This window comes from Ruegeria sp. HKCCE4148, from assembly GCF_017872495.1.
Taxonomy (GTDB): domain Bacteria; phylum Pseudomonadota; class Alphaproteobacteria; order Rhodobacterales; family Rhodobacteraceae; genus Ruegeria.
On sequence record NZ_JAEDOS010000003.1, the window covers coordinates 575,431 to 593,796 of the forward strand.

General features: G+C 55.4%; 17 protein-coding genes and 3 tRNA genes. 11 read left to right on the forward strand and 9 right to left on the reverse strand.

Annotation, left to right across the window (positions count from 1 at the left end; genetic code table 11):
* Positions 1–110 precede the first annotated feature (110 nt).
* Entirely contained in the window at positions 111–1,730 is a 1,620-nt protein-coding gene (locus I9187_RS12640) for a long-chain-fatty-acid--CoA ligase (RefSeq protein WP_171180048.1), read from the forward strand.
* Between the two features lie 19 nt (positions 1,731–1,749).
* On the opposite strand, the gene I9187_RS12645 is transcribed toward I9187_RS12640, so the two are convergent.
* Positions 1,750–1,824, reverse strand: a tRNA-Asn gene (locus I9187_RS12645).
* A gap of 371 nt (positions 1,825–2,195) precedes the next feature.
* Here I9187_RS12645 and I9187_RS12650 point away from each other — a divergent pair.
* Positions 2,196–2,789, forward strand: coding sequence for a hypothetical protein (locus tag I9187_RS12650; protein WP_348540097.1), 594 nt, complete (start codon positions 2,196–2,198; stop codon positions 2,787–2,789).
* Between the two features lie 130 nt (positions 2,790–2,919).
* Here I9187_RS12650 and I9187_RS12655 read toward each other — a convergent pair.
* Together I9187_RS12655 and I9187_RS12660 are read right to left on the reverse strand one after the other, a co-directional pair.
* A tRNA-Asn gene (locus tag I9187_RS12655) sits at positions 2,920–2,994 on the reverse strand.
* 76 nt (positions 2,995–3,070) lie between these two features.
* Positions 3,071–3,985 carry an MBL fold metallo-hydrolase gene (locus I9187_RS12660; RefSeq protein ID WP_171173783.1) on the reverse strand — a complete coding sequence of 305 codons (915 nt, stop codon included), beginning with the start codon at positions 3,983–3,985 and terminating at the stop codon, positions 3,071–3,073.
* A gap of 44 nt (positions 3,986–4,029) precedes the next feature.
* Between I9187_RS12660 and I9187_RS12665 the strand changes: the two genes are divergently transcribed.
* The 4 genes from I9187_RS12665 (at position 4,030) to I9187_RS12680 (ending at position 7,871) form a co-directional block, all read left to right on the forward strand.
* Complete coding sequence (locus tag I9187_RS12665) at positions 4,030–5,349, forward strand: ATP-binding protein (RefSeq protein WP_171237650.1); 1,320 nt, start codon at positions 4,030–4,032, stop codon at positions 5,347–5,349.
* A 98-nt stretch (positions 5,350–5,447) separates the two neighbouring features.
* Positions 5,448–5,984 carry a hypothetical protein gene (locus I9187_RS12670; RefSeq protein WP_171173788.1) on the forward strand — a complete coding sequence of 179 codons (537 nt, stop codon included), beginning with the start codon at positions 5,448–5,450 and terminating at the stop codon, positions 5,982–5,984.
* A gap of 297 nt (positions 5,985–6,281) precedes the next feature.
* Positions 6,282–6,923 carry a DUF1629 domain-containing protein gene (locus I9187_RS12675; RefSeq protein ID WP_171173790.1) on the forward strand — a complete coding sequence of 214 codons (642 nt, stop codon included), beginning with the start codon at positions 6,282–6,284 and terminating at the stop codon, positions 6,921–6,923.
* 160 nt (positions 6,924–7,083) lie between these two features.
* Positions 7,084–7,871 (forward strand): IS5 family transposase gene (locus I9187_RS12680; RefSeq protein ID WP_209940210.1). Its coding sequence is split into 2 segments (ribosomal slippage): positions 7,084–7,423 and positions 7,423–7,871, totalling 789 coding nucleotides; the frame shifts between segments, so codons are not numbered across the junction.
* Between the two features lie 351 nt (positions 7,872–8,222).
* Here I9187_RS12680 and I9187_RS12685 read toward each other — a convergent pair.
* A tRNA-Ile gene (locus I9187_RS12685) sits at positions 8,223–8,299 on the reverse strand.
* A 107-nt stretch (positions 8,300–8,406) separates the two neighbouring features.
* On the opposite strand from I9187_RS12685, the gene purM reads away from it, so the two are divergent.
* The 3 genes from purM to rnd all read left to right on the forward strand — a co-directional run bounded on the left by purM (position 8,407) and on the right by rnd (position 11,318).
* Positions 8,407–9,453 (forward strand): phosphoribosylformylglycinamidine cyclo-ligase, encoded by a 1,047-nt coding sequence (purM, locus tag I9187_RS12690; protein WP_209940211.1) that lies wholly within the window; start codon positions 8,407–8,409, stop codon positions 9,451–9,453.
* Complete coding sequence (gene purN, locus I9187_RS12695) at positions 9,450–10,046, forward strand: phosphoribosylglycinamide formyltransferase (protein ID WP_171173794.1); 597 nt, start codon at positions 9,450–9,452, stop codon at positions 10,044–10,046. Before purM ends, purN begins: the two co-directional genes overlap by 4 nt.
* A 114-nt stretch (positions 10,047–10,160) precedes the next feature.
* Positions 10,161–11,318 carry a ribonuclease D gene (rnd, locus tag I9187_RS12700; RefSeq protein WP_171173796.1) on the forward strand — a complete coding sequence of 386 codons (1,158 nt, stop codon included), beginning with the start codon at positions 10,161–10,163 and terminating at the stop codon, positions 11,316–11,318.
* Between the two features lie 6 nt (positions 11,319–11,324).
* Here rnd and I9187_RS12705 read toward each other — a convergent pair whose 3' ends face one another.
* The gene (locus I9187_RS12705; RefSeq protein WP_171173797.1) at positions 11,325–11,855 is read right to left on the reverse strand and encodes a hypothetical protein; all 531 of its coding nucleotides are present in this window, start codon (positions 11,853–11,855) and stop codon (positions 11,325–11,327) included.
* Between the two features lie 139 nt (positions 11,856–11,994).
* Here I9187_RS12705 and I9187_RS12710 point away from each other — a divergent pair, with 139 nt between their 5' ends.
* Positions 11,995–12,405: a SufE family protein gene (locus I9187_RS12710; protein ID WP_171173799.1), complete on the forward strand. Its 411-nt coding sequence runs from the start codon at positions 11,995–11,997 to the stop codon at positions 12,403–12,405.
* 2 nt (positions 12,406–12,407) lie between these two features.
* Here I9187_RS12710 and I9187_RS12715 read toward each other — a convergent pair whose 3' ends face one another.
* Together I9187_RS12715 and I9187_RS12720 are read right to left on the reverse strand one after the other, a co-directional pair.
* The gene (locus tag I9187_RS12715; RefSeq protein ID WP_171173801.1) at positions 12,408–13,067 is read right to left on the reverse strand and encodes a DUF1638 domain-containing protein; all 660 of its coding nucleotides are present in this window, start codon (positions 13,065–13,067) and stop codon (positions 12,408–12,410) included.
* A gap of 238 nt (positions 13,068–13,305) precedes the next feature.
* Positions 13,306–14,004 carry a B12-binding domain-containing protein gene (locus tag I9187_RS12720; protein ID WP_171090262.1) on the reverse strand — a complete coding sequence of 233 codons (699 nt, stop codon included), beginning with the start codon at positions 14,002–14,004 and terminating at the stop codon, positions 13,306–13,308.
* 275 nt (positions 14,005–14,279) lie between these two features.
* On the opposite strand from I9187_RS12720, the gene I9187_RS12725 reads away from it, so the two are divergent.
* Positions 14,280–15,347, forward strand: a complete 1,068-nt coding sequence (locus I9187_RS12725; protein WP_171237641.1) for a PA0069 family radical SAM protein — start codon at positions 14,280–14,282, stop codon at positions 15,345–15,347.
* Positions 15,348–15,481: 134 nt separating this feature from the next.
* Here I9187_RS12725 and gltA read toward each other — a convergent pair whose 3' ends face one another.
* Positions 15,482–16,777: a citrate synthase gene (gene gltA, locus I9187_RS12730; RefSeq protein ID WP_171173804.1), complete on the reverse strand. Its 1,296-nt coding sequence runs from the start codon at positions 16,775–16,777 to the stop codon at positions 15,482–15,484.
* Between the two features lie 122 nt (positions 16,778–16,899).
* On the reverse strand, positions 16,900–18,300 hold the full coding sequence (gene gltX, locus I9187_RS12735; RefSeq protein ID WP_171173806.1) for a glutamate--tRNA ligase: 1,401 nt from the start codon (positions 18,298–18,300) through the stop codon (positions 16,900–16,902).
* Positions 18,301–18,366 lie beyond the last annotated feature (66 nt).

The following is an 18,366-nucleotide window of genomic DNA, read 5'->3' on the forward strand; positions in this document are numbered from 1 at the left end:
CCTTCCTAGGAAACGACTGGATTGACGCAATGGGGCACGCCCCTAGCTGTTAATGTCAGATGGATAAGGCAGGGGTCATCTAAGACCCCGCCAACGACGGGAGGATGTCCATGCTGGGACAGATGATGACGCAGCCCCTGCTGATTTCGTCACTTATTGATCATGCAGAACGCTACCACGGCCAAACCGGGATAATCTCGGTCGAAACAGACGGTACGATTTCCGAGACCAACTGGTCTGAGATTGCGATGAACGCCCGACGCCTGGCATCAGCGCTAACAAAACTGGGATTAGAGCCACAGGACAGGATCGGAACTCTGGCCTGGAACAACCGGCGGCATCTTGAGATTTACTATGCAACCTCCGGCGCTGGCTATGTCTGCCACACGGTCAATCCGCGCCTGTTCCCCGAGCAACTGACCTATATCATCAACCACGCTCAGGATCGTGTGCTGTTCTTTGATGCAACATTCATCCCGTTGGTTGCAGCGCTGCACGATGCGCTTACCGAAGTCAGGCACTTTGTCCTCATGGGCCCACGCAATGAAGAGGCAGCGTCACAGATCCCCGGTTTAGTGTTCTATGATGAACTGATCGAAACAGGAGATGCTGGCTTCACATGGCCTGATCTGGATGAAAACACGGCATCAAGCCTGTGTTATACCTCGGGCACGACGGGCAATCCCAAGGGCGTGCTGTATTCCCACAGGTCGACCCTGCTGCACAGCTTTGCGTCGAACACAAAGGATGTGATCGGTTATTCTGCGATGGACGTCGTCATGCCCGTCGTGCCGATGTTCCACGTCAACGCCTGGGGATCGCCCTATGCCTGTGCCATGTCGGGGTCGCGGATGGTCTTGCCGGGACAGGATTTGCACGGCGAGGCGCTGGTCAACCTGATCGACACCTATGGTGTGACCCTGGCCATGGGTGTGCCGACCATTTGGCAAGGTTTGCTGGCCCATGCCGCCAAGTGCGGGACCGAGTTGAAAAGCCTGGATCGAACTGTGATCGGGGGCGCGGCCTGTCCGCCTTCGATGATCGAAACCTTCCGCGAAACCTATGGCGTCGATACGGTTCATGCGTGGGGCATGAGCGAGATGAGCCCGCTGGGCACAACAAACTACCCTCTGGCCAAGCATCTTGAGCTACCACTGCAAGAACAGCACGCAATCCGCCTGAGTCAGGGCAGGCCGCCCTTTGGGGTCGAGCTGAAAATCGTCGATGATGATGGCAATGATCTGCCGCATGACGGCGAAACTCAGGGCGATCTGATGGTACGGGGGCATTGGGTTCTGGACAGCTATTTTATGTTGCAAGATCAGCAGCTTCTTCGGGACGGCTGGTTTGCCACCGGCGACGTCGCAACGCTGGACCCGGATGGCTATATGACCATCCGCGACAGATCCAAAGACATTATCAAATCCGGCGGCGAATGGATCAGCTCCGTTGAGCTTGAGAATATCGCAGTCGCGCATCCCAAGCTTGCAACCGCCGCCGTGGTGGGCGTACCGCACCCGAAATGGGACGAAAGGCCGCTGCTGGTTGCTGTAAAGGCTGAAGGGGCAGACCCAAGCGAAGACGAATTGCTGAGCTTCTTCGATGGAAAGATCGCCAAGTGGCAAATCCCGGACAAGGTGGTCTTTGTCGATGCACTGCCGCTGAACGCAACCGGGAAAGTCCTGAAACGCAACCTGCGCGCGGATTTCGAAGACGCCCTGACGGGTTAACTTCAGTTAAGGGAGAAGATGGCTCCGGCGGTAGGGATCGAACCTACGACCAATTGATTAACAGTCAACTGCTCTACCGCTGAGCTACGCCGGAACGGTTCGCGCCGTATAGCAATCGAATTCCCGGTCGTCCAGTGCAGGCCGCAAGTTTTTTCGAAAAATTCAGCAGCAACAAAGCGGGGTCCAAAAACTTGTCAAACAGGAGGGATCAGGGCGGCGCTGAGACTGTGCAAATGCTGCTATCAAATTGCGCGTTTTTGTGTTTTGAAGAGCGCCATGCCGCCAAAATCTGGTGTGGCTTCTGTCTGGGCATAGCATGTTCCCGAAAAAGGTCTCGTTGCGGTCGCTACAGCGAAACTTGCACGGGAATACGTGTTAATCCGCCTTAGTACGGTTGATCCCACTCGCTGAAACTGTCGGACTTTAGGCTTGAATCGTGGAATTCAACAGGAGAACGCATTGAAAGTGAACGAACTTGAAAAACCTGTTCTAACCATGCCGGAAGACGCGCAAAATGTGCTGCGCGAAAACTACGAAGCGGCCTCTGTGATTCTAGAATACGGCTCTGGCGGATCGACTGTTTTGGCCTCAGAAATGCAAAACAAAACTGTGTTCAGCGTAGAAAGTGACCGAAGCTGGACCCGAAAAATGAGGCGCTGGTTTCGCGAAAACCCACCCAACACCGGGACCGAAGTTAATATATCCTGGGTTGATATCGGTGACACCAAGAAATGGGGGTTTCCGGCAAATCAAGACAAATCAGGACGGTATCCCAGATATCCTTTGTCAATCTGGCAGAGCGAGGGGTTCAAGCATCCGGATGTTGTGCTCGTCGATGGCCGGTTTCGAGTCGGCTGTGCTTTGGCCACCGCATTCAATATTACACGGCCCGTGACCCTTCTTTTTGACGACTATGGAGATCGACCGCGAATGCAAGCAGCGGAAGAATTTCTAGATGCACCAGAACTTGTCGGCCGCATGGCTATATTTAGGATAGAGCCCATGCAAATCCCGGCGGATCGCCTTATTCGGGTTATTCGCCTGCTAACGGTACCCTGAAGCGACGACTGAAGTGGAAATTGATTGGATAATCCAAAGAGCGCCGGAAAACGCATACTGATATAGCAGTGGACGAAAGTACGGGCTCTCGACCGATCTATTTGTCAACTGCTTGGATTGTCAGGATTATTGGCTCCGGCGGTAGGGATCGAACCTACGACCAATTGATTAACAGTCAACTGCTCTACCGCTGAGCTACGCCGGAACTGAGGCGCGTATAGCAACCCGGATTCCCGGCGTCCAGAGGGGAAGCGCGCGAAGCATGAAAAAATTTTGACCTGTTATGCGACGCGATGAAAAACCGCCGAGGCAAACATTCTACCGCGCGAAAGGACCCTGTTTTTCCCATTCAGATCAACAAGGTGCGCAAAGACGTTGCGTTCCGCGGCGGGCAGCAGGGCGGCGGGTGTTTCGGTATAGATACGCTCGGCCAACTGCCGGGCCGTGCCATCTGCCTGTTCCAGAGCCGCCAAAATCTGTGCCTCACGGGATTGTCTGTGTTGGATCAACCAATCCAGACGTCCGGCAGGGTCTGTGATTGGCGCGCCGTGCCCTGCATGAAAAACTGACCAGGCGCGGGCGCGCAGGCGGTCGCAGGCCGCCATGAAGTCCGTTAAATCTCCGTCCGGGGGTGAGACCAAAGAACTGGCCCAACCCATCACATGGTCAGCTGTGAAACAGGTGTCCTGCCAGCCGAGCGCAATATGATTTCCCAAGTGACCCGGGGTGTGGATGACCTCCAACTGCCAGTCATTTCCGTCAATGACTTCGCCGTCTGCAACCTCAACATCAGGACGAAACGTGGTGTCGATCCCTTCGCCGCCCCCTGTCATACCTTGCGCGACCAAACGGGTCATGACATCGCTTCGCCCGGCCTCTGGTCCGCCGAAGGCATAGATCGCTGCGCCTGTCCGCTTCGCCAGTGGGGCGGCAAGCGGTGAATGATCCAGATGCGTGTGCGTCACGATGATGTGGCTGATTCTCTGCCCAGGAGTCAGAGCATCCAGAATAGCGTTCAGATGCGCCTCGTCTTTGGGGCCAGGGTCGATCACCGCGATGTCTCGGTCTCCCAGCAAGTAGGTGTTGGTGCCACGATAGGTCATGGCTGAGGGATTCGGGGCCAGAATACGTCTCAACCCGGGTTGCAGATCGACCGCAACACCTGCGGGTGGGTTGAAATCGTCAGGTGCCTGCATTCTGTGCTCTTTCTCTTATCCGGACGGCCCGCTAGGTTTAGCCTATGTCTTCGCAATGGCTCAAACCCTATCTGCCTCGCAGCCTCTACGCCCGGGCAGCCCTGATTCTGGTTCTTCCGGTGATCGTGCTGCTGCTGGTGGTGGGTATTGCCTTTATCCAAAAGCATCTGGAAGACGTTACCGGGCAGATGACCCGCGCGGCGTCACGCGAAGTGACTTTGATCACGACGATGATCGCCGATGCCGAAACGCAGCAGGACGCTCTGGCCGTTGTGCGCCCCGATTTGCGGGCCCTTGAAATGCAGGCGCGTTTTCTTGACGTGAACGAAGAACCGATGATTGGGGCGCGGCGCTGGTATGATTTCATCGCGCCACAGGTCCAGTCCGACCTTCAGTCAAACCTGCCCGATCTAGTGGCTGTCGCCTTGCCGACAAGTCGCGAAGCGCGGGTGTATTTGCAGACACATCTTGGGGTATTGCAGCTGACCTTTGATCGGCGCAGGTTGTCCCCAGTCGCGCCGCATCAGTTGATCGTGACAATGGTATTTTTCGCCGTGATCATGACTTCGATTTCCTTTCTATATATGCGCAATCAATTGCGGCCGATCACACGTCTGGCCGATGCGGCGCAGGCCTTTGGGCGTGGAAGGGTCGTGCCCTATACACCCGGCGGCGCCATCGAGGTTCGTGCGGCAGGAAATGCGTTCCTGGACATGCGCGCCCGGATCGAACGTCAAATCGAACAGCGGACGCTAATGCTGTCGGGTGTCAGCCATGATCTGCGCACACCGCTGACGCGATTAAAACTTGGACTGTCTATGCTGCCCGAAGACGAGGCCGCGCCTTTGCAGCAGGATGTGACGGAAATGCAGTCCCTGCTTGACGCGTTTCTGGATTTCACGCGCGGAGCTGCGGAAGGCTCCCCAGAAGAGGTGCAGCCAGATGTTTTCATTCGCCAGATCGTGGAGGATGCCAAACGCGCCGGGCATCAGGCCGAGCTGATTGGGGTTGAGGGGCAGGGGGCAGTGCTGCTGCGCCCTATGGCCATTCGCAGGGCCGTTGAAAATTTGATCGGAAATGCGGTGCGCTATGGATCACGGGCTGACGTCAGCTTGACACTGAATCCCAAGTCCATGCGTATCCGTGTCGAAGATGATGGCCCGGGTATTCCAGTCGAGGAACGCACCGAAGCGGTCAAGCCTTTCACGCGGCTTGATCCGGCACGGAATCAGAACAAGGGCAGCGGAGTAGGTCTTGGTTTGGCGATTGTGGCGGACATTGCCCGTGCGCATGGCGGTACATTGCGCCTGGCAAAAAGCGAGCGTTTGGGCGGTCTTTGCGCGGATATTATCATAGGTCGATAGCAACACGCCTTGTTGCTAAAAAATGCATGCAATTTTGTGCTTTTGTATAAGCATGTCATTCTGACCCCAGTTTTCCAACGACGTGGGGTTCAGAGAAAATGATTAAAGCAGCTCTCAGCAATATCGAGAAAATAGTCGTTACCGTCACTTCATTGTTTGCTCTTGTTCCGATTACGCAATTCGCGCGGGAAGCCGAAGACCGAAAATTCGAACGTATGGCCAGCTTCATTGCGCTTGGCGACACCTGCAGCAGTTGGATGCAGGAAGAAGTGATCCAGGGTATGGCGTTTGAGTTAAAGCATTTTGTCAAAGAAGACGCAGACGAATTCGCACCAATTCCAGTTCAGGTCAGAGCAAATCAGGTGATCTATTGCTCATATGTTCTAGATTACTTCCAGGCCGAGTTTGCGAAAGTTTATGGCCCGCCAGATCCGGATCAGGACTATTTCGAACCAACTGCTGACGAATACTTGGCCATGCTGTATGACGCATCACATTGGTCCGTTCCGATCGACTTTGAAGACTATCTGGTCACGATCCGAAACCTGCCAAATTCAGCCGGGACACACGCGTTCTATGAAACGCAGAGTCCTTGGTGGCTGGCTGATAGTGTAGAAGAGTTTCTTAAATACTAGCGCCCGAGGTTTAACTTGCAGACAGGCCGCAGGTTGCTCCGAATTGTGGGGCTGGGCTTAGGATGTGTCACCTAATACCCATACCAACACCCCACAACCGTGACGGTATGGAAGTCGCTACTTGATCGCCGCTTTGATAGGCAGTTTGAGTGTGACAGCGTGGATGCAACGGTTCAGAAATTCTCTTTAAGAATAATGCTGTCCGAGAATTAAAACCACGCAACAGGAAGTGAGGTAACGATGTCAAATTAAACCAGACAAACAGATGGCGAGCCCTGTGTGTGGATTGCGACGACAATGAATCGCAGCGGTGTGATCCAGTCCATCCTTCGCAAGGAGTTTGGGTTAAGCTGGAGGGAAAAGCGCTCGGCGGACCATGTTGAATGGTCAAAAAGGATGGTTCAGGAGTCCGCTCTTGGTTGGAAGCGGGGGGATATCCTGACAAAAGAACAGGTTGGCGAGGTTTGGTACTTTAACTCCAAAGCTGAATATTACACCGCACCGTTCATTAGTGGCGGTGGCTATCCCTTGGTGTCTGAATTCACAAAGGCGGTATTGGAGCAGTTTGATCTGGGCAATACTGTTTTTCACCCATTGAAGCTGATGGATTCGACCGAGTCCCATCTGACCACATCCGAGCCATATTATTTTCTGAACGTGGGCAACAAACGCTCCATGGGCAACTACGATGCTCTAGGGCCAGAAGGTGATATTCGTTCGCCTCTCGATAACATCGGAAACGGAATCCGGTATCTGCCCAGAAGCAGTCGCGAATCTGAACTCGTCGTTGTGCCGGAGGCAATGGATGGTCCTGATATTTGGGTTGATCCGCTGGTACCCAAGCTCTTGTTTTTGTCTGACCATCTCGTTGCCGGTTTGAAAGCTGCGGGCGTCGACAAGGGCTGGGGTCTTGTTCGCTGCCGTGTCGGCACGCTCTGATATCTGACTTAATTCTCTAGAATATTTGAACCAGAAGGCATTTATCCATGGGTGAATACACTTTTAATGTCCATCATATTATTCCCCGCAAAGTGTTTAGGTCGTGTTGACAAAAGGGATTCACATCGGGCTTTGGGCATGATTCAAGCTAACATCTGCGATGGAGACCAGCTTGGCACGAGATTTGATGTCGGACGAGGAGTGGGCGTTCTTTGAACAGTTCATTCTTTCCGTTCGCGCCCCGAATGGGCGAAAACCTACCAACCACCGCCTTGTTCTTGACGGCGTTTTCTGGATAGCACGTACCGGCGCGCCGTGGCGGGACCTTCCTGATGAGTTCGGGAAATGGTCGAGTGTCTATCAACAGTTCCGGCGTTGGACACTTGCCGGCCTCTGGGAACAGATCCTGGAGGCGCTGATCGAGAGCAGGATCGTTCCAGATGCCCTACAAATGGTCGACAGTACCGTGGTTCGCGCCCATCATCAGGCAGCGGGCGCTAAAGGGGGACTCCGCGACAGGGTTTTGGTCGCTCAAAGGGTGGCTTTACGACCAAGATCCATCTCCGGGTGAATGCGGTCGGTCTGCCGATGAGAACTGACATCACACCTGGCCAGACGTCCGATTATCTTGGCTTCGATCTCATCATGGACGACAATCTGCCGGAACCTTTAGTACTGCTGGCGGACAAGGGGTACGATGCCGACAGCACTCGCGACCAAATGCGCAGCCGATATATCCAACCTGTGATCCCAATGCGGAAGTCGCGAAAGAAGCGCGTCGGTGTTGATCGCCCACTGTATCGACTACGGAACCTGGTTGAGAGATGCTTCAACAAGCTGAAGAATGCCCGCCGTGTCGCGACACGTTACGACAAAACTGCTGAAAGCTTCCTCGGCTTCGTCGATATCACGTCAATCCGCATATGGCTCCGCCATTTGTCAACATGACCTAGTCACGGTCGCTTCCAGATTGGGAAGCGGCAGCGCATGTTTGGGCAAAAGCCCACGGGTTGAATCGAAGAATCCAGTGGTATTCAAGATTACAAAGCTCAGCTCGTGGATCTGCGTTCTCGCCGATGCGTGGCGAAACCCCAAAACCATAGGGCGGCTATCAAAGAGTGGCTGGAGAGAAATGACATTCCGGCACTGGAAAAACGGCCAGGGTGGTTTGAGGTGGATTCGATAAAAACTACTGAGTTCGTTGGGTAGTACATTATATATGTGGCTGCTTCATTTTGAGCCGCATATCGTACCCCGCCGGTGTATTATTTATATAAAACAATAACGTAGCGGTGATCTTGGTAGGCCCGGCAGGACTTGAACCCGCAACCAAAGCGTTATGAGCGCTCTGCTCTAACCAATTGAGCTACAGGCCCGCCACGGCGTCTTGCCTATCACGGTGAACGCCCGCGTCAAGCCTGACCGTTGCAACATGATGCACAATCGACTAACCCGCCCGCAAAGCATTCATGAGGGACCGACCATGACAGCGGGTAAGAACGGAATCACCTATGCCGATGCAGGCGTGGATATTGACGCGGGCAATGCTCTGGTCGATCGGATCAAGCCCGCCGCCAAACGGACCAACCGCCCCGGCGTGATGAGCGGGCTGGGTGGCTTTGGCGCATTGTTCGATCTGAAAGCAGCGGGGTATCAGGATCCCATTCTGGTTGGGGCAACCGATGGCGTGGGCACCAAGCTGCGGATTGCAATTGATACTGGCGTTGTGGATGGGGTTGGCATTGATTTGGTGGCCATGTGCGTCAACGACCTGATCTGTCAGGGGGCCGAACCGCTGTTCTTCCTGGACTATTTCGCCACCGGAAAGCTGGATACCGACACGGCAGCGCGGATCATCGAAGGCATTGCCGAGGGTTGCGCGCAATCCGGCTGTGCGTTGATCGGGGGCGAGACGGCTGAGATGCCGGGCATGTATCCCGATGGTGACTTTGATCTGGCCGGGTTCTCGGTTGGTGCGATGGAACGTGGTGCGGATTTGCCCGCTGGTGTTCAGTCGGGTGATGTGCTGCTGGGCCTGGCCTCGAACGGGGTGCATTCCAACGGTTATTCGCTGGTGCGTAAACTGGTTGAGCTGTCTGGGCTGGGCTGGGACGCGCCGTCGCCCTTCAGCGCTGGCACCTTGGGTGAGGCTTTGCTCACGCCCACACGCCTCTATGTCAAACCGGCGTTGGCTGCTGTCCGCGCCGGTGGTGTTCACGCGCTGGCGCACATTACAGGCGGTGGTCTGACCGAAAACCTGCCGCGTGTGTTGCCCGAGGGGTTGGGGGCCGAGATCGATCTGGACAGCTGGCAATTGCCGCCCGTCTTCCGCTGGATGGCGGAAACTGGCGGTATTGTCGAAGCCGAAATGCTCAAGACCTTCAATTGCGGTGTTGGCCTGATTGTCGTGTGCGAAGCAGACAAAGCGGATGAGCTGTCGATCTTGCTAAAAGACGCCGGTGAGACCGTTGCACGGATCGGCACCGTGACTGAGACGCCCGGCGTTGCCTATTCGGGCAAACTGCTGTGAGCCACAAGCGCGTCGCGATCCTGATTTCCGGGGGCGGGTCGAACATGGTGTCGCTGGTCGATAGCATGATCGGTGACCATCCGGCGCGGCCTTGTTTGGTGCTGTCTAATGATGCGCAGGCGGGCGGGCTGAAAAAAGCTGCAGACCGTGGCATTCCGACCGCAGTGGTCGATCACCGCCCGTTCAAAGGGGACCGCGCCGCGTTTGAGGCCGAGCTTTTGAAGCCCTTGCAAGAGGCACAGCCGGACATTGTGTGTCTGGCGGGTTTCATGCGCGTGCTGACGGGGGATTTTGTGTCCAGGTTTCAGGGGCGGATGCTGAACATCCACCCTTCTTTGTTGCCGAAGTACAAAGGCTTACATACGCACGCTCGTGCAATTGAGGCCGGGGACGCCGAGCATGGTTGCTCGGTTCATGAAGTCACCGCAGCGCTGGATGATGGCCCGATTTTAGGCCAGGCTCGTGTGCCTGTTGAGCAGGGTGACACGCCGGATACGCTGGCTGCGCGAGTCCTGGTTCAGGAGCATGTGCTCTACCCCGAAGTGTTGCGCCGTTACGCAGAAGGCAACAGGTCGCCCGTCCTGTTGCCCTGAACCCGCTCTGGGTGATTTACACCCGCCCGATATTCGGCCTATGGTCGTCGGTAACGCTCGGGACGAAGAAAATAACGGGCAGTCACAAAACCAAGAGCGATACTAGTACGGCGCATGAAAACCCTGACGACGACGCAAGAGCTGGCCGACTTCTGTAAGGCCGCCGCAAGCTATCCTTATATCACTGTCGACACTGAATTCCTGCGCGAGCGGACGTATTATTCCAAACTCTGCCTCGTGCAATTGGCGGTCCCTTCCGAAGACGAAGACAGCGCGGTTCTGGTGGATCCCTTGGCTGATGAGCTATCGCTGGAACCGCTGTACAAGCTGTTCCGCAACGAAGATGTCGTCAAGGTATTCCACGCCGCTCGACAGGATCTTGAGATTTTCTGGGTTGAGGCAGGTGTGTTCCCCAATCCTTTGTTCGACACACAAGTCGCAGCGATGGTTTGCGGCTTTGGTGAACAAGTCGGGTATGAGACATTGGTGCGCAAAATCTGCAAACAGGGCGTCGACAAGACCTCTCGGTTTACGGACTGGTCTAGGCGTCCGCTGACAGACGCGCAGAAATCTTATGCGTTGGCTGATGTCACCCATCTTCGCAAGATTTATGAACACCTGGCGGCTGAACTTGAAAAGACAAAGCGCAGCCATTGGGTAGGGGAAGAACTGCGGACGTTGACGCAACCCACCACCTATGACATCCGCCCGGAAGAGGCTTGGAAACGGGTAAAGACGCGGACAAACTCGGCCAAGTTCCTGGCCGTGGTGCGGGAATTGGCCCAGTTCCGCGAAGCTTATGCGCAGGAAAACAACGTTCCTCGGAATCGGGTTTTCAAGGATGATGCACTGATCGAATTGGCGTCAACCAAACCCAAAACGCCCTCGGATCTGGGCGGATCGCGGCTGTTGCTGCGCGAGGCAAGAAAGGGCGCGATTGCCGAAGGTATTTTGGCGGCTGTAAAACGCGGGGTGAATTGCCCGGCGGATAAGCTGCCAAAGGTCGATACGTCGCGCGATAAGCTGAAGGTCAACCCGGCATTGGCCGACTTGCTGCGGGTTCTTCTGAAATCCAAGACAGAGAGCTCCGGCGTAGCCGCTAAACTGATCGCCACCAGCTCTGAACTGGATCAGATCGCCGCTGGCGAGCGCGACTTGCCCGCGATGTCTGGCTGGCGGTTCGAAGTATTCGGCGAAGACGCGCTGAAGCTATGCGAAGGCAAGATCGCTTTGGCTGCTAAAGGGCAGGCGGTCAAGGTTGTGTCGCTTTAGAAGGTTTTAGCGCCGTCGCGACTCTAACGCGTTCTGCTGTCCAACCACACGCACCAGTCGAATGCCTTCAAGATCCTGACGACTGACATTCACAGCGTCCGACACCATGCGGGTACGTTCGGATCCTTGAGGTGTTTGCGCGCTGGGATAGTTCACGAGGAACTCAAATTCCATTGTGCCGTTTTTCTCGTTCTCTTCCGAGTTCACACGAACCAGGCGGGCATTGTATGCGCCCTGACGGACAGCCGTTCCCGACGCATAAATGATGGCACCGGTTGGGGTGGGATCGATGCGCAGCTCGTCAATCTGACCGATTGGAATGCTGGTGTCCGCGATATTCGGGCGCGAAAACAGGCCCGTGCCTTGTCTTTGCTGAGGAACCAAAGCGTCAGCTGCGTTAGGGTCCGGCGGCGTTTCAGCTTCTACCGATCTGCTTGAGCCAAACCAATTCGACGGGTTCACCCGAGAATCACGCCAGCCGCTGCATGCAGTCAAGGTCAGCGTGGCGATGATAAGAACGGACAGAGATTTTTGCATGGACCCACAGCTTTTCACACGAATACAGGCAATGGGTTAGCGCAAATTCCTCGCGTTGAAAAGCCACCGCGGGGCTGGACAGCAGGTGGTCGTCGGCATAGGTCACAGTTGGTACCGAAACCAAAAGGATCGCCGCACCATGGCCACGCCCGCCTTTGAAGACATTGTCGAGGATTTCGAGTTTCTGGAGGACTGGGAAGACCGGTATCGCCATGTCATCGAACAGGGCAAGGCGATGGACCCATTGGATGACGCGTTCAAAGTTCCAGCAACAAAAGTGAACGGGTGTGCCAGCCAAGTCTGGCTGCATCCGATGATCGAGTCCGGTGTTTTCAAATTCGATGGCGACAGCGACGCGCTGATCGTGCGAGGGCTCATTGCTGTCCTGCGCTCCTTGTATAATGGTCTGCCCGTAGCCGAAGTGCCCAAGGTTGATGCTGGAGCAGAACTGGCGCGTTTGGGGCTGAATGATCATCTGTCTGCACAACGGTCCAACGGCCTTCGTGCCATGATCGAACGCATACGGCAGGTGGCCCAGGAAAACGCGTAAGGTCAGGTCGGACGGTTTGCCCAATCTGACAGCGTGGTTTCCAAATCGCCATAGCCGGTAAAGCGCCGCTCGAACTCCAAACCCATCCTGTCCGCGCATTCTCGCGCACGTTCCGTGAGGTCCGGATCGTCGATCTGCGCTTGATAGATCAGTTTGGTGTAGTTGCCGAAATACATATCCCGCAGCTCTGGGTGTCGATCCAGACCCAAGGGTTTCCAGACAAAGGCGTCAAATTGCCGGGCCAAAAAGTCGGTCAGGTAAAAGGCCGTGGTCTCATCCTCGCCGCGCGCCTCAAAGGCTTGGTTGCCTTCGAAGAACGAGTAACAATGCGGGCCCTTGACCATCTCGACCCCCAGCTTTTCACAGGCTTGTTGAAGCAGGCCGCCGGTCCCGCAATCTGCGTAGACCACATAGATTTTGTCGAATTGGTCCCGGTGCTTGGCCACAGCGTCTTCCACAGCTTGCGTGATCCGTTCCGGGTGGACATGAAGAATCGCAGGCAGGCATGTCAGCGCCATGTGATCCCAGCCGTTACGCGATTTGATATCCAGAATCTCTTTGGCCAACGCCCCACATGCGATCAGCAGGATACGGCCAGATTCGGTGTCGGTGTAGCCTTTGGTCGTTAGGCTGGCATCATCAGGCAGAGCGTCGTTTGACATTGTGTGGCGTCCTCTGGGGTTGCTCACAGAAGAGGATGAATTTGACCTGCCGGCAAGCCTTGTTCCGACCTCTGATCGTAAACTGCCGACGTCTTCGGTTTGGTCCCGCCAAAATAGGTTGTGGTCAGAGACCTGCGCAACTTAGCGGTCGCGCTTGTTCCAAAGATATAAGCCCGAGCTTCTAAATGAAAAAGGGCCGCCCCAATCGGGCGGCCCTTTTGTGAAAATGTAAGGCGGATTAGCCAGCCAGTTGGTTGTGCTTGCGGCCTACAAAGTCTTTTGCAGTTTCCACTGCAACAGCCGCGTCACGGCAGTAAGCGTCTGCGCCGATGGCTTTGCCAAACTCTTCGTTCAGCGGGGCACCGCCAACCAGAACGATATAGTCGTCACGCACACCTTGTTCGACCAACGTGTCGATAACCACTTTCATGTAAGGCATTGTGGTCGTCAGCAGCGCGGACATGCCAAGAATGTCAGGCTGTTCGGTTTCCAGCGCTTCCAGGTAGTTTTCGACTGGGTTGTTGATACCGATATCAACAACTTCAAACCCTGCGCCTTCCATCATCATCGACACGAGGTTCTTGCCGATGTCGTGAATGTCGCCTTTGACGGTGCCGATGACCATCTTGCCAACGCGTGGCGCGCCGGTTTCTGCCAGCAACGGCTTCAGGATCGCCATGCCACCCTTCATGGCGTTGGCGGCCAGCAGAACTTCGGGTACAAACAGGATGCCGTCGCGGAAGTCATGGCCCACAATGGTCATGCCACCGACCAGAGCTTTGGTCAGAATGTCATAGGGGGTCCATCCACGCTCCAGCAGGATGTTGGTTCCTTCTTCGATCTCTTCTTTCAGACCATCGTAGAGATCGTCGAACATCTGCTCGACAAGTTCGTCGTCGTTCAGTTCGGACAGGATGATGTCTTCTTCGTCGGACATGGGGTATTCCCTGTGCTGGGCGGGCCATCGGCCCGTGGTGGCATTTTTTCCGTTTTGGCCAAAACGTCGCATTCTGACTGTGACGATTGCGACGTCGGTCGTTTCGGGACCGACCTATATGTCAAAAAATCACGTGGCTCGAATGAAAAATCCGCATGATAATCGTGCATTCGGTTTGATCGCGGCTGTTTGGGGCGCTTTCATGAGGAGACTTGTACAAACCCGGGCGCAGGTTTATGTTCCAGGTGGGAACAAAAATAGAACAAAGCGCCAAAATGACTGTTGTACCAACCATAAAGGCCAGAGGAACTAATTCGAACGCCACTGGTCGGTTCGAGCGTTTTGCAACCGTAGCCACCGATGATGGGTGGGAGATTGACGAATCCCCACCGCCTTTGCGCACCGAAACAAGGGACGAGGTGGCGCGCAGTGCGATTACGTACAATCGGTCTCCGGATTTGCCGTTTGATCGATCCATCAATCCATATCGCGGTTGTGAACATGGCTGTGTCTATTGTTTTGCCCGGCCCAGTCATGCCTATCTGGGATTGTCCGCAGGGCTGGATTTCGAAACCCGCCTGACAGCGCGTCCCAACATGAGCTGTGTTCTGCGAAATGAATTGTCGTCCAAGTCTTATAAGGTCGCTCCGCTGGCTATAGGTACAAACACGGACCCGTATCAGCCGATCGAGAAAGATCGCCTGATTACAAGGTCCTGCCTTAAGGTGTTGCACGAGTTCAACCATCCGGTTGCAATTGTCACCAAGGGCGCTTTGATCGAGCGGGATCTGGACATTCTGACTGAAATGGCCAGCCGTGGATTGGTGCGCGTAGGGATCTCGCTGACCACTTTGGATCCCGCTTTGTCGCGTCGGATGGAACCTCGTGCACCGTCACCGCAGCGGCGTCTGCGCATGATCCGCACACTGACCGAGGCCGGGGTTCCGGTGCGTATGATGACATCTCCGATTGTGCCCGGCCTGACGGATCATGAACTAGAGAACCTGCTTGAGGCGGGACAGGAGGCAGGAGCAGATGCCGCCAGTTGGATCATGCTGCGATTGCCGCGTGAGGTGTCGCAGTTGTGGCAGGATTGGCTGGCCGAACACCAACCGGCACGGGCGGAAAAAGTGATGTCCAAGCTGCGCGACATGCACGGTGGGCGGGACTATGACCCGCGCTGGGGCCACAGAATGCGGGGTGAGGGTGAGTACGCCGGAATTATTGCCCAAAGGTTTTCCAAAGCTTGCAAGCGGTTAGGGCTTTCTGTGAAATCTGCCCCTCTACGTTGCGATCTTTTTGAAATTCCGCCGCAACCCGGGGATCAAATGAGCTTGTTCTAAAGCCTAAATACACCCCTGGGCTGACCGCTGAATAATATCGCAAAAGCAATTTCTTATACTTATTTCGAAATGCCCGATTGCAAAAAAGACCCTGGTTAAACCAGGGTCTTAAATATTTGTCGAAGTTTGGAGAATCAGCGGTTTTCGATATCCACGTAATCCCGCAGTGTCTCGCCCAGATACAGCTGACGCGGGCGACCGATCTTGTTCTGAGGATCGGCAATCATCTCTTTCCACTGGCTGACCCAGCCTACTGTGCGCGACAGAGCGAAGATCGGCGTAAACATGGATGTTGGGAAGCCCATCGCCTCAAGAATGATCCCAGAATAGAAATCGACATTCGGGAACAGTTTCTTTTCGGCGAAATACGGATCTTCCAGCGCTTCTTTTTCCAGTTCTTTAGCGACCTGAAGCTTGGGATTGTCGTCAATGCCCAACAGGTCAAGAACTTCGTCTGCCGACTGTTTCATCACTTTGGCACGCGGGTCGAAATTTTTGTAGACACGGTGACCAAAGCCCATAAGACGGAACGGATCGTCTTTATCCTTGGCGCGGGCGATATATTCGGGAATGCGATCAACGGTGCCGATCTCTTCCAGCATTTCAAGACATGCCTGGTTGGCGCCCCCGTGGGCAGGACCCCACAAGCACGCAACACCGGCTGCGATGCAAGCGAACGGGTTCGCACCCGAGGACGATGCCAGACGCACGGTCGAGGTCGAAGCGTTCTGTTCGTGATCCGCGTGCAGAGTCAAAATCCGGTCCATCGCGCGGCTGAGGATCGGGTTGACCTCATAATCCTCGGCGGGAACGGCAAAACACATGCGCAGGAAATTCGACGCGTAGTCCAGGTCGTTGCGCGGGTAAACGAACGGCTGACCGATGTGGTATTTGTAGGCCCAGGCCGCAATTGTCGGCATCTTGGCGATCAGACGGTGCGAGGCAACCTCGCGCTGGTGCGGGTCCGAGATATCGGTCGAATCGTGATAGAAGGCCGACATTGCCCCGACAACACCGACCATGATGGCCATCGGATGCGCATCTCGGCGGAAACCGCGATAGAAATACTGCATCTGCTCGTGCAGCATGGTGTGACGGGTGATCGTGGTTTCGAACTTTTCCAGATCCTTTGCCGCAGGTAGTTCCCCATAAAGCAACAAATAGCAAACTTCGAGAAAGTGCGATTTCTCGGCCAATTGGTCGATCGGATAACCCCGATGCAGCAGCTCACCTTTTTCGCCGTCGATATAGGTGATGGTGCTGTCGCAGCTAGCGGTCGAGGTGAAGCCTGGATCGTAGGTGAAAACCCCGGCTTGTCCGTATAGCTTGCGAATATCAACAACATCAGGGCCGGCGGTCGGGGAATGAACTGGCAACTCGTATTCTTTGCCGTGAACAGTCAGAGTGGCTGTTTTGTTGCTGTCAGTCATAGTCGTCCCTTCTTCAATCATGCGCACGCCGGACAGACCTCCGGCGATACGGGCAACGATTGCGCGCGAACGCGCAATCCGGGTGTTAGCGGAGCAGCGTTACCCGACTATGAAGATTGGGTTTATTTCGCTGCCTCAGAAAGCCGCGCCAAGGTTTCATCCCGCCCCAGCACCAGCATCATGTCAAAAACCGAAGGTGTAACGGCCCGGCCTGCCAGTGCGGCCCGTAGCGGACCCGCCAGCTTGCCGAACTTGAGCTCCTTTGACTCGGCAAAGGAATTCAGGGCCTCCTCCAGCTCGTTCCGGGACCAGCTAGCATTTTGCAGCTGCGGCGTCAATTCCGACAGTATACCATCGGATACAGATGACAGCGCCTTCTCCGCCTTCTCATCCGGGACAATTGGGCGTTGGGTTAGCACAAAATGCGCTTTTTCAAGGAGTTCTGGGAAAGTACGCGCCCGATCCTTGAGGCAATACATCGCACGTTCCAGATCACTGGATTGTGTCGAAGTGAGAGCAGGAAGGTTCGCTGCCGCGAGGTAATCTTCAATTTCCCGCCGCAGCGCAGCATCATCTGAGATTGCAATATGCTGTCCGCAGAGATTTTCCAGCTTTTTCAGATCGAAACGGGCCGGGCTTTTACCGATTCCGTCCAGATCGAACCACTCTTTTGCCTGCGCATCCGTGAAGAATTCGTCATCACCGTGACTCCAGCCTAAACGCGCCAGGTAATTGCGCATTCCAGCCGCGGGATAGCCCATGGCCTGGTATTCCTGCGCGCCCAGTGCGCCATGACGTTTCGACAATTTCTTGCCGTCGGGCCCGTGAATCAGCGGGATATGTGCCCAGACCGGAACGTCCCAGCCCATTGCCTCATAGATCATCATCTGACGCGCGGCGTTGTTCAAGTGATCGTCGCCGCGAATAACGTGGGTGACGCCCATGTCGTAATCGTCGACCACCACCGCCAGCATGTAGACGGGTGTGCCGTCCGAACGCAGCAGGATCATATCGTCCAGTTGATCATTGCGGATGGTGACATCGCCTTGAACCTGATCGCGGATCACGGTCGCACCGTCTTGTGGCGCTTTGATGCGAATGACAAATGGCGCATCGGGATGTGTTGCCGGATCAGCGTCGCGCCACGGGCTGCGGAACAGGGTTGATTTACCTTCGGCCCGCGCCTGTTCGCGGAAGGCGGCGATTTCTTCCTGAGTTGAGAAGCACTTGTATGCCTTGCCTTCGGCCAACAGTTGATGCGCAACCTCAGCGTGCCGGTTTGCGCCCTCGAACTGGCTGATCACGTCACCATCGTGGTCCAGTCCCAGCCATGCCATACCTTGAAGGATTGCGGCAGTCGCTTCAGGTGTCGAGCGTTCGCGGTCGGTGTCTTCAATCCGCAGCAGGAACTTGCCGCCACGACCCCGTGCATAAAGCCAGTTAAACAACGCGGTACGCGCGCCGCCAATATGCAGAAAACCTGTAGGTGAAGGGGCAAAACGGGTGACGACCTGGTCGGACATGGTGGGGATTAACCTTTTGGTAACCGTATCTGGCATAGTTTGACGCCTGTCTAACGAGCCCGAAGG